Origin of the sequence: Lacisediminihabitans profunda, from assembly GCF_008040105.1 — a bacterium.
Classification (GTDB): Bacteria; Actinomycetota; Actinomycetes; order Actinomycetales; family Microbacteriaceae; genus Lacisediminihabitans; species Lacisediminihabitans profunda.
Genome location: NZ_VRMG01000008.1, coordinates 397,202 through 411,275, shown reverse-complemented (window position 1 = coordinate 411,275; position 14,074 = coordinate 397,202). Strand labels below are relative to the sequence as shown.

Genomic DNA, 14,074 nt, shown 5'->3' with positions numbered 1-14,074 from the left:
CGTAGTGAAGATCGCACGATTCAGCGTCGCCGGCGGAGACCCCCGGTACGGAATTCTCGACGGTGACGAGTACGTGGTGCTCACGGGCGATCCCATGTTCCGCGGCTTCGACACCACGGGCGAGAGGGTACCGGTCGACCGGGCGAAGCTGCTCGCGCCGGTGATCCCGCGCTCCAAGGTGGTCTGCATCGGTCTCAACTACGCCGCCCACCGCGACGAGTTGCGGGATGACGCAAAGGGCCCGGAGGCGCCCCTCCTCTTCCTCAAGCCGAACACCGCGGTCATCGGCCCGGGGGACACCATCCAGATTCCGCCGGTCGAGGGCCGCATCGTGCACGAGGGCGAGCTCGCGATCGTGATCGGCAGCATCGCCAAGCGGGTGAAGGCGGCGGACTACGCCGACGTGATCTTCGGCTACACGATCGCGAACGATGTCTCGGCGCGTGACCAGATGTTCGCGGACGGGCAGTGGGCCCGGGCGAAGGGCTACGACACGTTCTGCCCTCTCGGGCCCGTGATCGAGACGGAGCTCGACTGGAGCAACCTGGAGATCCAGACCTACGTGGATGGCGAACCGCGCCGTCACGGCAACACGAGGGACATGATCCACAAGATCCCGGAGCTCATCGAGTACGTGTCGGACGTCTGGACGCTCCTGCCGGGCGACGTGATCCTCACCGGCACGCCGGCCGGCCTCGGCGGTTTCGTCGACGGCCAGACCGTGGACATCACGATCGAGGGCATCGGCACCCTGAGCAATCCCGCCAAGAACCGCGTCTAGGCACCGCCGCTCGCGCCCTCCCCCTCCCCCTCCCTCTCCCGAAAACGCAGGGGATTCGACGTGTCCCCGCGCAACACGCCGCACAACCGACGCCATTTCGCGAAAACTCCTGCGTTTTCGGGAGGGCGTGGGCCGGGATGCCGCCCGAAGCGAGGCGGCCGTTCGCCGGTCGGGGCTAGGCTCGAGCGTGTGAGTCGCAGCGAATCCACCCCGCGACGGCGCCCGGGATGGTCGGCCGGACTCGCGCTCGCGGCCGTCGGCGCCGCGGCCGGCTACGGCATCCATGCGTTGGTCCCGGCGATCCCCTGGCTCACGTCCTCCCTGGTGCTCGGCGTGATCGTCGGGTCCCTCCCCGTCTTCCGGCCGGCGCTCGGCGGAGTTCTCCGGCCGGGACTGGCGATCGCCTCCAGGCGGCTCCTGCGCCTCGGCATCGTCGTGCTCGGACTTGGCCTCAGCCTCGGTGACATCGCCGCGCTCGGCTGGGTCGCCATCCTCTCGATCGTGGCGCTCGTCGTCGTGAGCTTCCTGCTGACGTTGCTCATCGCCCGGCTGTTCCGGCTCGAGGGCGACCAGCCCGTGCTGCTCGCCGCCGGGTTCTCCATCTGCGGGGTGTCCGCGGTCGGGGCGATGGCGGCCGCGCGCGGCTCCGACGACAAGGACACCGCGACGCCGGTCACTCTCGTGACGCTCTATGGCACGCTCGCCATCGTCGTCCTTCCCTTCCTCGCGTCCCTGCTCCACCTCGACGATCAGCAGTTCGGCCACTGGGTGGGTGCGAGCGTGCACGATGTCGGGCAGGTCGTCGCGACCGCACAGACCGCAGGGGCCGCCGCGCTCGCCGTGGCGGTCGTCGTCAAGCTCACGAGGGTGCTCATGCTCGCGCCGATGGTGGCCGTGACCTCGCTGGTCACCCGGCGGCGCGCGGCCGGGGCGGATCGCTCGATTCCGCTGCCGGCGGTGGTGCCCCTGTTCATCGTGGGGTTCCTCGCCGCCGTGCTCATCCGGTCGTTCGTGCCCCTGCCGGCGGAGGTGCTCGTCGCGGCGGGCGTCCTGCAGTCTGCGCTGCTCGCCTGCGCACTCTTCGCGATCGGGGCATCGTTGCGGCTCGAGGAGCTCGCGCGGTCCGGCGCGCGGGCGCTGGCGGCCGGCCTCGTGTCCTGGGGCGTCATCCTGTGCCTCTCGCTGGGGCTCGTCTACCTCTCCTGAGCGAGGCGCAGTGTTGAGCGACCCCGCCGCAGTGACTGTGCCCGTTCGTCGCGAGTGGTTCCGCTCGACCCGGCACAAAAGCGACAAACGGGCACACTCGCGGTCTGGGAAGGGCGGACCGAACGGTAACTCTCCCGGGAAGGCACGAGCGCCGCACGCCCCGACCCCCGCCGACTGCCGCCGGTAGGATTGACGGGCCATGCCAACTATGTTCACTACAGCCACCGGTCCCGACGTTCGCGTCCGATTCTGCCCATCGCCCACCGGCACTCCGCACGTCGGTCTCATCCGCACCGCCCTGTTCAACTGGGCGTATGCGCGCCACACCGGCGGCTCGCTCGTGTTCCGCATCGAAGACACGGATGTCGCCCGCGACAGCGAGGAGAGCTACCTGCAGCTGCTCGACGCGCTCGGCTGGCTCGGCATCGACTGGGACGAGGGGATCGGCGTCGGCGGCCCGCACGAGCCGTACCGCCAGTCGCAGCGCGCCGGAATCTACACCGAGGTGATCGAGACCCTTCGCGCGAGCGGACACCTCTACGAGAGCTTCGCCACGGCCGAGGAGATCGAGGCCCGCAACATCGCGAACGGCCGAGACCCCAAGCAGGGCTACGACAACTTCGAGCGCGACCTCACCGACGAGGACCGGATCGCGTTGCGCGCGGCCGGCCGCGAGCCGGCCCTGCGCCTGCGCGTCCCGGACACCGACCTCTCCTTCGACGACCTCGTCCGCGGCGAGATCACCTTCCCGGCCGGCTCCTTCGTGGACTTCGTGGTCGTGCGCCCGAACGGCGCTCCGCTCTACACGTTCGTCAACCCAGTCGACGACGCGCTCATGGGCATCACCCACGTGCTGCGCGGCGAGGACCTCCTCTCCTCCACCCCTCGCCAGATCGCGCTCTATCACGCCCTCATCGACATCGGACTGGCCAGCGCCATTCCGCGCTTCGGCCACCTGCCGTACGTGACGGGCGACGGCAACAAGAAGCTTTCAAAGCGTGACCCCGAGTCGAACCTGTTCCACCACCGCGACCGTGGCTTCATTCCGGAGGGCCTGCTCAACTACCTGAGCCTGCTCGGCTGGTCGCTCAGCCACGACCGCGATGTGTTCACGATGGAGGAGATGGTGGCCGCGTTCGATGTGGTCGACGTCAACCCCAACCCGGCCCGCTTCGACCTGAAGAAGGCCGAGTCGATCAATGGAGACCAGATCCGGCTGCTGCCGGTGGAGGACTTCACCCGGCGGCTCATCCCGTACCTCGGCGACTACCTCGCCGATCCGCCGACCGGCGAGCAGGAGGCGATCCTTCGCGAGGCCGCCCCGCTCGTGCAGGAGCGCATGCAACTGCTCGGCGAGGCACCGGCGCTGCTCGGATTCCTGTTCACCCCGGATGACGCCCTCGAGTACGACGCGGACGCCCTGCCCGGCGCCGGCGCCGACCTCATCCTCGACGCCGCCGTGGGCGCGCTCGAGCAGCTCAACGACTGGTCGCACGAGGAGATCGAGCGCGTGCTGCGCGCCGAGCTCATCGACGGCGCCGGACTCAAACCCCGTGTCGCCTTCGGGGCGTTGCGCACGGCGATCAGCGGCCGCCGCATCAGCCCGCCGCTCTTCGAGTCGATGGAGATCATCGGCAAGGAGTCCACGATCGCCCGGATCGAGAGGCTCGCGGCACGACTGTGACCCACGACTACGACGTCGTGGTGGTCGGGGCGGGGCCGGCCGGGCTGAGCGCAGCCCTCAACCTCGCCCGGGCCCGGCGTCGCGTGCTCGTGCTCGACGCCAACCGGCCGCGCAATGCCGCCACGCTCGTCTCCCACGGTTTCCTCACCCGGGACGGGGTCGCGCCGCACGAGTTGCGCCGGCTCGCACGAGAGGAACTCGCCCAGTATCCGGAGGCCGAGCTGCAGCTCGCGACCGTGCTGAGAGTGACGAACGTCGACTCCGACGAGGGGTTCGCGGTCGAGGCGAAGGGCGTCAACGCGTCGCCGAGCCGCTCGGTCACCGCGTCCCGCGTTCTCATCGCCACGGGGCTGAGGGAGACGCTGCCGGCGCTGCCGAGCATCCGGGCGTTCTACGGACTCGGCCTCTTCAGCTGCATCGAGTGCGACGGCTACGAGTATGGTGACAGACCGCTCGCCCTCATCGGCGAGACGAGCGACCTGGCGTCGCGCGCGCTGCTCATCGCCCAGTGGAGTCACAACCTGATCGTCTTCACGAACGGCGTCGGCCGGGTCAGCCCGACCCAGGAGGCGGTGCTCGCCGACCGCGGCGTCCGGGTGGAGCGCCGGGAGATCGCGGACGTGGTGGGGGACCGCGGCGTCGTCTCCGCCGTGCTGCTGGCGGACGGTGGGTCGATCCCGGTCGACGGCGGTTTCGTGCGCCCGCGCTGGGATGCCGCCCTCGGCTACGTCGAGGGCCTCGGCCTCGGGACGGACGGCTGGGGCCTCCTCGAGACGGATGCCGACGGCCGCACGAGCGTGGCCGGCGTGTACGCCGCAGGCGACTCCACCGCACCGGGACCGCAACAGCTCATCGTCGCCGCGGGTGCCGGGGCTCGCGTCGCCGCCACCATCAACCGCGACCTGATCGGCATCCCGCGCCACTGACCGCGCCTCACTGGGGCCGGTTGCGCAGGTGCTCGCGCGTGAGCGCCGCCATCTCCTCGTCGCTCAGCTCGTCGAGCGCCTTCGCCTCGTGGCGGTCCACCCGCGACCAGCGGATGAACAACAGGATGAGCACTGGCACGTCCGCGATCTCGGCGATGAACCAGAGCAGGTCCCCGGACAGGTGCTGGTCGTGCAGCGCGTTGGGGAACCAGCCGGGCACGGCGCCGAGCACCGGGCCGACCCGGTCGAGCACCGAGTCATTGAGCCGCAGCAGGATACCGGGGATGGCATCCATCACCAGCTCCACGAACACGAGCAGAAATTCCACGGTGATGAAGAAGCTCGTGCGCTGGGTGGTGTGCTCCACGATGGGAAGCACCATGAGCAGCCCCACGAGGGGCACTGCCAGGGTCAGGATGCCGCCCGCCGTCGGTGACTCGCGCAGGCTCCCCGCGAGCGGCGTGAGGAAGACGCAGAAGGCGGCGAAGGCGAAGACCGGTGCGAAGACGGCATTGCCGGCGAGGCGCACCGGCCAGGAGGCGAGCACGGCATCCATCACTCGCAGCGGGGCCCCGCTCAGCACGAGCCGGGACAGGGTCACCGGCCTGCCGAGGCTCACCAGGCCCGGTACGGCGAAGAGCAGCAGCGCCACGCGAGTGCTGAAGGCCCAGCGCAGTTCCCCGCTGTACACGCCGAGGAAACCGAACTGCACCACGGCAAACGATCCGAGGCCGAGCACGAGGAAGGCGAGCGTGCGGGCGACGGGCCAGCGGATGCCGCGGCGCGCGAGCCGCCACGCCCCGGTGGCGTAGAGTCCGCCGGCCGCGACGATAGCGACGATGGCCACCGGATCGACGTGCCAGGTCGTGAGGAAGGTGATCAGGGGAGGCGTGGCTGGGCTCGATTCGTTCGGGACGGTGTTCAAATTCTGCCACTGTGGCGGCCACACACCGCCCCATTTTGCCGACCATCCGAACGTAGGTTAGAGTGACTAGTCGGCCCGGCTTCGGCTTGGCCCGGTGGGGTATGGTGTAATTGGCAACACGGAAGATTCTGATTCTTTTGTTCTTGGTTCGAGTCCAGGTACCCCAGCAGTATTCGTGAAAGCCCCGGTTGTCCGGGGCTTTTTTCGTTGTTCGGCCGGTACCCATTCGTATTTCAACCTCCGAGCGCTACATCGATTGGCTAGTCAACACCCTGGGTGTCACCGCCTGTCATCGAGACATGCGCCGTCAGCTGGATAAGGTGCGGCAAGTGCGCCATTTTGGAGGGCCGTCGCGAAGATCGCCTCGACGCCGTTGCGCTTGATGGTCGCCGTGCGTTCGATCGGCGGCCTTCGAGGCCGTCGGCGCGGGGAGTCGGGCACATGTTCGGGCTCGCATCGTGGCCCACGGGGATGCCGTTGGATTGAGAGCGGCAGGCCCTTTCTGTCCTACGGCGGTTCGTTCCCTCAGGATTTCGAGGACCACTCTCTCGGCGAGGCCTGATTCCAGGATGAAGCGGATACTTCGGACGAGTTCGACACCCTTCTCGCCGGGTCACGCAGACGTCGTACGGGCAAACGATTCGCCTAGGCCGGGCACTCCCCGACTGAACCAACTCCGCTCGAATCCGCCTCGTCCGGAAGTTCGACGCATTCATACATGCCGCATTCGGCACTCTAGGGATCATGGCCGCGTGGGCTGAAGCCTCGTACGGCGTCTTGTCCCCGAATCCAGGGAGCCGCCCAGGTTGAATTGCCCGTCATTCCCTTCGGGTGACACCGGTCGGGTACCAAACCGTAGGGCATGTCGATGAGTCACTAAATCGCCGGTAGTCCCGACTGATGCCCCACGCCCGGGTCGAACAGGCACTAGGCCAGGCCTGGGGAGATGCACTTGCTACACAAATGACCGCGCTTGCAGCCTCGCGTAGACAGTTGTTTCGAATCCGAGGTAGGCGGCCATCGATGCCGGGTCGCAGGGGGAGTACCTGGCGTGACCCCAACTATAGTTCGCAGGTGGAAAGCGGAGCGGCGTTGTTCGTCTCCACTGCAGTTACGGGGCAGATACTTCGCTCGCTCGGGAAGCAGCACATCATTTGCGCCCTCGTTGCCCGGGGCGGGCGTGAACGTAGCTCTAGCGGCCGGCCCCTGCGGAGTTTGCCGTCTCGGACTCCCACCGGCCAGTGCGAAGGGCCTCGGCGAGCATTGCGGTATGCGGCGCGAGGTCGAACTCCTCCGCGGCCACCCATTCGTCGGAATAGTAGGTGTCGAGGTAGCGGTCACCGCTGTCGCAGATAACCGTGACCACGCTCCCAGTTTCTCCCGCCGCGAGCATCCGTGCTATCAGGAGCAGGGCACCGTAGAGGTTCGTGCCGGTGGACGGGCCCGCGCGGAGCCCGGTCGTTTCGGCGAGCAGGCGCATCGCGGCGATGGATCCCGCATCCGGAACCTGCACTACCTCATCGATCGCGCCGGGAATGAAAGACGGCTCGACGCGCGGGCGCCCGATTCCCTCGATGCGTGATCCAACGGCGGTGATGTCACGCCGGTGTTCCGCCCAGGCGCGATAGAAGGCCGAGCCCTCCGGATCGACGACCGCGACCTTGGTTCGTGCCCCTCGATAGCGGCAGTGCCTGCCAATGGCCGCGCTCGTGCCGCCCGTACCGGCGCCGACGACGATCCAGGTTGGCTCGGGGTAGCGATCGAGTCGCAGCTGGGCAAAGATCGAATGCGCGATATTTGTGCTTCCCCGCCAATCAGTTGCACTCGACGCGTTGCTGAACTGGTCGAGGTAAAACCACCCTGGCGGGGCCGCGAGCCGCTCTGCCTCGGCATATACGGTGTGCGGGTCGGCGACGAGTTCGCAGCGCCCACCGTACTGTTCAATCAGGGCGAGCTTGGACCTGCTGGTGCTGGCAGGAACGACGGCCACGAAGTCGAGCCCAAGCAATCGAGCAAAATAGGCTTCGGAGACCGCGGTCGAGCCGCTGGATGCTTCGACGAGAGTCGTGGTGGGGGTCAGGTCTCCGTTGACCAGTGCGTGTAACAGCAGCGAGTGGGCCAGCCGGTGTTTGAGCGACCCGGTCGGCTGCACTGACTCGTTTTTGAGGTAGAGGTCGATCTCCCAATCCGCAGGAAGCGGGAACAGGTGGAGCGGCGTTTCAGGGGTGCTGTTCGCCTCGGCCTCGAGCTTGCGAATCGACTCAAGCACCCAGGTGTGTGTTTCCGAGCGCATCGTTGGTCTCTCTCTGGCTGCGGAGTGCCCGCTTCCGTATCAACGATGGCCCAGAGTATCCATTGGGAGAAGACCTAAAGACTTTGATCAAGCATTCATCACGCTTATGTCCCTAAGTTGACGGGCACTTCACGCCACCGTGACGAGCCGCAGGCACTGGGCCGCGGTGCGCAGAGCCTCGACGGTCTGCCTGATGCCGGGCACCTTCATCAGCGAGGCGGATGTCACCACCGAAGTCCTTCGCATGGGCGCGGGCGACAGCCGCCTCAGTACGAGGGACTCGTCCGGGTGCACGGCGGCCAGCATGAGGTCCGGAACCATCGCGACACCGAGACCGGCCACCACCAGACCCTGGAGCGCGACATAGTCATCCGTTTCGAAGGCGACATCCGGTTCGAAGCCCGCGGCGGCGCAAGCGGTGGTGAGGTTGCCGCGGCAGGAAGGGCAGCCCGCGATCCACCGTTCGGCGCTGAGGTCGCGCATGGCGACCTGGCGGCGGCGGCTTGCCGGGTGTTCGCGGGGGAGGGCGATATAGACGTTTTCGTGCAGCAACTCAGTGCTCATCTCGTCTGCGGCCGCTGAGGTGGGCAGCGGTTCCGTCTCAAACCCGGTCGAATACTCATACACGACAGCGAGGTCGCATTCGCCATTGCGCAGCAGCTCGAGCGCCTGGTCTGGCAGCGCCTCGAGCAGTGTGAACGCGATGCCCGGATGGCGTTGGGTCACGGCGGCAAATGCGTGCGGAATTACCGTGGCCGCTGCGCTCGGAAACGAGGCGACGCGGACCATTCCGGCACGGAGCCCCGCCACGGCCTCGACCTCGGCTCGAGCGAGCGCGAGCGTTGAAAGCACGGATGCACCATGCCGCAGCAGCACCTCGCCTGCGCCGGTGAGGCGCACGCCAGTGTGGGCGCGGGTTAGCAGTGGCGTGTTGAGATCGGCCTCGAGGCGCTGGATTTGCTGGGTCACCGCGGGTTGCGAGTAACCGAGTGACCTCGCCGCTGCCGAGAGGCTTCCCTCCTCGGCGAGGGCCTGCAGCAGCCGGAGGTGTTTGATTTCGATCATGCGTCATCGTAGGTGCAAGTCCATAAGGTTACGCAATACTTCACCAAACATTCTGGTCATTGCCCGAATGTCTACACTTTGGGAGTGTTAGCCAACGGGCGAGATACTTTCGCGGCCCGTTGTCCCCGCACTCTCGCCCACCTGGAGGATCAGCGCCCATGAACAGCACATCAGCCACCCGACGTTGGGCCTCCGCCATCGCCCTCGCGAGCGGGGCGGCACTCGTTCTCAGCGCCTGTTCCGCGGCCGGCCCCACCGCAACGTCAGCACAGTTGACCGACACCGGCGCGGCGATCGCCAACGTCACCGTCGCCCTTCCCGGTTCCCTCAGTAACCTGTATCCGGGCACCGAGGCGGGGATCCTCAACTACTACATCGCGTCGATATCACAGGAGGGCCTTGTGAGCGTCGATGCGAACGGCAAGATCCAGCCAGGCCTTGCGAAGAGCTGGAAACAGCCGGATCCCTTGACCTACGTGTACACGCTGCGGAGCGACGCTAAGTTCCAGGACGGCAATCCCGTCACCGCGGCCGATGTTGTCTTCAGTATCGAGCAGGCCGAGGACGCGACCGTGTCGCCCGGCGTGTCCTTCTCCTTGGCCGGCGTCGCCTCGGCGACCGCCACGGGTGAGCACGAGGTCACCGTTAAGCTCACGGCTCCGGATGCCGCCTTCATCACCACGCTGAGCACTGCTGGCGCCCTCTTCGTCACAGAGAAGAGCTTCTGGGAGGCGAACAAGGGCAAGGTCGGTACCAGCGCGGCGCTCATCATGGGCACAGGACCGTACAAGGTCACGTCGTTCTCGCCTGATTCCTCGGTGACGTTAGAGCGCGTCAACACGTGGTGGGGCACTCTGCCGAAGACGAAGACAATCACGGTCAAGTTCATCCCCGACGAGAACACACGTTTTCTCGCCGCCAAGAAGGGCGAAATCGATGTGGCATTCAACGTGCCACTCGCTGAGACGCGGCAGTGGGAAGCCCTGAAGAACATGCGGGTGGAATATGCCAACGACCTCTCCTACGTCGGTCTCAACTTCGACACGCGCATCGCGCCGTTCGACGATCCGAAGGTACGTGAGGCGATCGCCTACAGCGTCGACAAGGCCGCAACCGTCAAGAGCCTCCTTCGTGGCCATGGGGAAGTCGCAACCGCAATGATGACGCCGGAATCGCTCAGCAAGGCCTACTCGACCACAGAAGCTCATGCCAAACTCGCGGCCATTCCGCAGTACACGTTTGACCTGAAGAAGGCGAAGGCCGCCATAGCAGCGTCGACACATCCCTCCGGGTTCACGGCTGAATTCGTCTACCCGGCAACCGGTCCGCAGCTCGGAACCGCAGCACAGGCGCTCGCTGCCAATCTCGCCAAGATCGGCATCACGCTCAACGTCAAGGAGGTACCGATCGAGCAGTGGCTCGCGACTATCGGCGACGGCAAGCATGGTGTCGGTTACATGTGGTACTTCTCGACCACGGGAGACCCCGCGGAGGTGCCGACATATCTGCTCGGTGCGGGCAATATCTCCGGGTACTCGAACGCGAAGGTGACCTCGCTTCTGACCCAGGCAAGCGCAACCCAGGATCCTGCGGCCCGGGTCGCGCTGCTGATCAAGGCGGAGACACAGCAGGCGAAGGATGTCATCAACGTTCCGCTGTGGTGGGGCCAGTCTGCGACGGCATTCAGCTCGACGCTCGGAATCAAGAAAGTCAGCGCGTTCGCCTTCCTCAGCTCCTGGCCGACGACGCTCTACCGCGGCAAGTAGGGGCATCACACCGTGACCGTGACCATCCCCGCGCGCCCCCCGTGGATCGCACCCCTTGTGCGGATGATCCTGCTGCGCGTCGCGGGAATGGTCGCGATCCTCCTCATCATCTCCATGCTGGTCTTCGGGCTGTTGTACCTGGCCCCGGGCGACCTGGTGAAGAATCTCATCGGCAACCGGCCGGCGTCGCCGGAAGTAATCGCGGCCATCCGTGCTCAATACCATCTTGACGATCCGCTCTCCCTGCAATACTGGCGTTGGCTGACACGCGCGCTCATCGGCGACTTTGGGCAGTCGATCCGTATGCAGGCGCCGGTCATCGACGTGATCGCGTCGCGAACGGGTGTAACGCTCGCGCTCTGCGCGCTGGCATTCGCACTCGCCGTTGTCGTGGCAGTGCCTCTCGGTGTTCTCAGCGCCGTGCGCCCGGATGGCTGGCTCGACCGGTCCGTCACTGCCGTCTCGCTCGTCGGACTCAGCGCACCGTCGTTCGCGATAGGGCTTCTGCTGCTCTATGCCTTTGCCTATTACCTTCCGATCTTCCCGGTCTACGGCGGCGGGGTCGGGCCGATCGACACCCTGTACCACCTCGTGCTGCCCTCGATCGCGCTCGCGCTCGGACTCGGCGCCATCCTCATGAGACTCACCCGCACGACCGTGCTGCGCGAACTTGATGCCGACTACATCCTGTTCGCCCGCGCCCGCGGTATGCGCGAGTCGCGGGTCAATCGTCTCGCGCTGCGCAACGCGGCCATCCCGATCACCACGAGCGCCGGGCTCGTGCTCACCTACCTCATTGGAGGAACGATCCTCGTCGAGACGATCTTCGCCCTGCCGGGCCTCGGCACGCTTCTCGATTCGTCCGTTCTCTACAAAGACATCGGTGTCGTCCAGGCACTCACCCTGATGGTGGCCCTGCTCATTGCCGTCATCACCCTGGTCGTCGACCTCAGCTACCTGCTCCTCGACCCGCGCGTGCGGGCGAAGGAGCTGGGCCGGTGACAAATCTCTCCCTGCTCGGTGGCCGCGCCGCCGCCGCCGGTCGACGCATCCCGGGCAGCCTGGTCGTTTCGTTCGTGCTGATCGCGCTCTGCCTCGTCGCGATCGCCCTCACGCCCTTCGTGAGCGCTGGCGCCACGGCGCAGAACATCCTCGACGGGCTGCTTCCCCCGGGAAGCCCCGGCCACATCCTCGGCACGGACGAGCTTGGTCGCGACATCCTGCTGCTCACGATCGCGGGCACCGGCTCCGCCCTCGTCGGTCCCGCCTGCATCGCCCTCGGTTCGATGCTGATCGGCATCCTGTTCGGCTCCCTCGGCGCCTACCACCGCGGGCCACTCGACTTCGTGATCGGGCGCGCCACCGACCTGCTCCTTGCCCTGCCGGTGATGCTCCTGGCAATTGTCGTCGCGGGGATCTTCGGCAGCGGATACTGGATCACCGTGCTGCTCCTGGTCTTCCTGTTCAGCCCGTCGGATGTGCGCATCGTGCGGGCTGGCGTGCTCGAGCAGGCTCCGCGACCATATGTCGAAGCCGCGCAGATGCTGTCGCTCTCGCGCTGGCGCATCATGTTCCGGCACATCCTCCCCAATGTGTTGCCGCTCATCATCACGAACCTCCTGCTCAACATCGCGATCGCACTCGTCACGCTGTCGTCACTCTCGTTCCTCGGCCTCGGCGTCGCGCCGGGTGCAGCCGACTGGGGCCGCCAGATCTCCGATGGCCGCTCGATCATGCTCGACAATCCGGCCGCAGTCATCGTGCCAGCGATCCTGATCATCGCCGTCGCCTGCTCCATCAACCTGATCGGCGACTGGCTGGGAAAAGTCATCAGCCAGAGGAGCGACCGGTGAGCGACGGGATCCGGGTCGAACGTCTGTCGGTGTCCAGCGCCGCCGGCATCATTGTGCGCGACTCGAGCTTCGAGATCGAGCGCGGCAAGTCACTTGCCATCATCGGCGAATCCGGATCGGGAAAGTCGATGACAGCGAAGGCGATCACCGGGCTGTTGCCCGGTGGCGTGCACGCCACTGGCGTGGTCAGCTACGCGGGTGAGCGCATCGAGTTGCCCGCGGAGACTGCCGCATGGCGCAGCATCCGCGGAATCCGAGCAGTGCTTCTGCTGCAGGACCCGTTCACGAGCCTCAGCCCCGTGCACCGCTGCGGGACGCAGATCAGGGCGAGTGTCCTCGCGCGCGACGAGTTGCGCGGCACCGACAAGGTCGGCCGGCGCGAACGGCTGCAGCAAGCCGACGCCGAAGTGATCGACCGCCTGACCGAGGTGAGCCTGCCTGCGCGGGTCGCGCGGATGTACCCGCATGAACTATCGGGCGGGATGCGGCAACGCGTCGCGATCGCGGCCGCCCTAGCGACCGAGCCCGACCTCCTCATCGCGGATGAACCGACCACCGCGCTCGATGCCTCGAACCAGGGCGAGGTGCTCGATTTGCTTCGCAGCCTCCAGCTTCGCCACGGGATGTCGATGCTTCTGATCTCCCACGACCTCGGCTTGGTGCGCGGTCGTGCCGACGAAGTACTGGTGATGCGAGATGGCGAGATCCTCGAGCGCGGAACCACGGCATCCGTGCTCTCGCACCCGGCGCACGATTACACGCGCGCGCTGCTCGACGCCAGCCCGAGCCTCGACCGACTGCGACCGGCAGAGGCGGCGCACGACGACACCACGGCACTCCTGCAGGTCTCCGGACTCGGAATATCGTTCGGAGCGCACGCCGCACTCATCGACGTCGACGTCACGGTCGGTCGGGGTGAGATCGTCGCCATCGTTGGGGAGAGCGGATCGGGCAAGAGCACGCTCGCCCGCTGCATCGCGGGACTCGAGCGTCCGGATGTGGGCAAGCTCAGCTTCTCTGGGCAACTTCTCCCCCCAGGTCGCAGGTATCGCAGGCCGTCGCAGATCCAGATCGTGTTCCAGGACCCGTACTCGACCCTCAACCCGATGATGACCGTCGGCCAGACGCTCGCGGAGGCACTGCGCGCTGCGGGCCGCGGGCGGGGCGACGTGGGCCCACTGCTGGATACAGTCGGTCTTGACCGGGACTTCGCTACGCGGCGGCCCGCGCGGCTGTCTGGCGGCCAGCGTCAGCGCGTGGCGATCGCGCGTGCCCTGGCGCCCCAGCCAGAATTGCTCATCTGCGATGAGGCCGTGTCTGCGCTCGACGTCTCGGTGCAGGCGCAGATCCTCGCGCTGTTGGGCGAGCTTCGGGAGAGGCTCGGCATATCGATCCTCTTCATCTCTCACGACCTGGCCGTCGTCGGCGAAGTCAGCGATCGGCTCTACGTCATGAATCACGGACGAATCGTCGAGCATGGAAACAGCGGCGCCGTGCTTGCCGAACCGACCCATCCCTACACTCAACGACTGGTCGCGGCTGCCCGCCGTGACCAATCTTAACCGGGAGAAAGAC

At 66.7% G+C, this 14,074-nt stretch carries 11 protein-coding genes and 1 tRNA gene; 9 read left to right on the top strand and 3 right to left on the bottom strand.

Translation table 11 applies throughout. The features are described from left to right. Positions 1-4 precede the first annotated feature (4 nt). From FVP33_RS12860 to FVP33_RS12845, 4 genes are all read left to right on the top strand, one after another. On the top strand, positions 5-781 hold the full coding sequence (locus tag FVP33_RS12860) for a fumarylacetoacetate hydrolase family protein (RefSeq protein WP_147784052.1): 777 nt from the start codon (positions 5-7) through the stop codon (positions 779-781). A 189-nt stretch (positions 782-970) separates the two neighbouring features. After that, positions 971-1,987, top strand: coding sequence for a YeiH family protein (locus FVP33_RS12855; protein ID WP_147784051.1), 1,017 nt, complete (start codon positions 971-973; stop codon positions 1,985-1,987). Between the two features lie 199 nt (positions 1,988-2,186). Then, the gene (gene gltX, locus FVP33_RS12850) at positions 2,187-3,671 is read left to right on the top strand and encodes a glutamate--tRNA ligase (RefSeq protein WP_147784050.1); all 1,485 of its coding nucleotides are present in this window, start codon (positions 2,187-2,189) and stop codon (positions 3,669-3,671) included. Next, positions 3,668-4,597, top strand: coding sequence for an NAD(P)/FAD-dependent oxidoreductase (locus FVP33_RS12845; RefSeq protein WP_147784049.1), 930 nt, complete (start codon positions 3,668-3,670; stop codon positions 4,595-4,597). Before gltX ends, FVP33_RS12845 begins: the two co-directional genes overlap by 4 nt. A gap of 7 nt (positions 4,598-4,604) precedes the next feature. Here FVP33_RS12845 and FVP33_RS12840 read toward each other — a convergent pair whose 3' ends face one another. Continuing rightward, positions 4,605-5,522, bottom strand: coding sequence for a cytochrome c oxidase assembly protein (locus FVP33_RS12840; RefSeq protein ID WP_246142321.1), 918 nt, complete (start codon positions 5,520-5,522; stop codon positions 4,605-4,607). A gap of 95 nt (positions 5,523-5,617) precedes the next feature. On the opposite strand from FVP33_RS12840, the gene FVP33_RS12835 reads away from it, so the two are divergent. Beyond that, positions 5,618-5,689: transfer RNA gene (locus FVP33_RS12835), tRNA-Gln, on the top strand. Positions 5,690-6,714: 1,025 nt separating this feature from the next. Here FVP33_RS12835 and FVP33_RS12830 read toward each other — a convergent pair. Continuing rightward, positions 6,715-7,815 (bottom strand): PLP-dependent cysteine synthase family protein, encoded by a 1,101-nt coding sequence (locus FVP33_RS12830; protein ID WP_147784048.1) that lies wholly within the window; start codon positions 7,813-7,815, stop codon positions 6,715-6,717. Positions 7,816-7,944: 129 nt separating this feature from the next. Next, positions 7,945-8,880, bottom strand: a complete 936-nt coding sequence (locus tag FVP33_RS12825; RefSeq protein ID WP_147784047.1) for a LysR family transcriptional regulator — start codon at positions 8,878-8,880, stop codon at positions 7,945-7,947. 158 nt (positions 8,881-9,038) lie between these two features. On the opposite strand from FVP33_RS12825, the gene FVP33_RS12820 reads away from it, so the two are divergent. From FVP33_RS12820 to FVP33_RS12805, 4 genes are read left to right on the top strand one after another with little or no spacing between them, the layout of a single operon-like run. After that, complete coding sequence (locus FVP33_RS12820) at positions 9,039-10,646, top strand: ABC transporter substrate-binding protein (RefSeq protein WP_147784046.1); 1,608 nt, start codon at positions 9,039-9,041, stop codon at positions 10,644-10,646. A gap of 12 nt (positions 10,647-10,658) precedes the next feature. Then, on the top strand, positions 10,659-11,648 hold the full coding sequence (locus FVP33_RS12815) for an ABC transporter permease (RefSeq protein WP_246142320.1): 990 nt from the start codon (positions 10,659-10,661) through the stop codon (positions 11,646-11,648). Next, positions 11,645-12,499: an ABC transporter permease gene (locus FVP33_RS12810; RefSeq protein WP_147784045.1), complete on the top strand. Its 855-nt coding sequence runs from the start codon at positions 11,645-11,647 to the stop codon at positions 12,497-12,499. The genes FVP33_RS12815 and FVP33_RS12810 overlap by 4 nt, the downstream gene beginning before the upstream one ends. Beyond that, positions 12,496-14,061, top strand: a complete 1,566-nt coding sequence (locus FVP33_RS12805) for a dipeptide ABC transporter ATP-binding protein (protein ID WP_147784044.1) — start codon at positions 12,496-12,498, stop codon at positions 14,059-14,061. The genes FVP33_RS12810 and FVP33_RS12805 overlap by 4 nt, the downstream gene beginning before the upstream one ends. The last annotated feature ends 13 nt before the right edge of the window (positions 14,062-14,074 follow it).